At 75.3% G+C, this 251-nt stretch carries 1 protein-coding gene; it reads right to left on the minus strand.

What is annotated here, in order from left to right; translation table 11 throughout:
• Positions 1 to 251, minus strand: a 251-nt coding sequence (locus NVV99_RS26665; protein ID WP_260783320.1) for a hypothetical protein, incomplete at both ends; no start/stop codon positions are given.

Consider the following 251-nt stretch of genomic DNA (forward strand, 5'->3'; position numbering starts at 1 on the left):
CGTCGACGAGTTCGTCGAGCCGGCTCTCCCCACCCGGCCGCACGAGGCGGGCCAAGGCCGGGGTCGGCAGGCCACGGGAGTCGATCAGGCGCTGGGGCCGGCTCCGGGCGACGGCCGCGGCCGCCGAGACCAGGGTGGGCCCACCACCGAGCACGCGACACACGACCTCGCACTCGCTGTCGGAGCGCTCCGGTCCGGCGTCACACAGCCGTGTCGCCGTCTCCTCGATGGTGAACGCGAGATCGGCCGCC

Source organism: Rhodococcus sp. PAE-6 (genome assembly GCF_025290685.1).
Taxonomy (GTDB): Bacteria; Actinomycetota; Actinomycetes; order Mycobacteriales; family Mycobacteriaceae; genus Rhodococcus; species Rhodococcus pyridinivorans.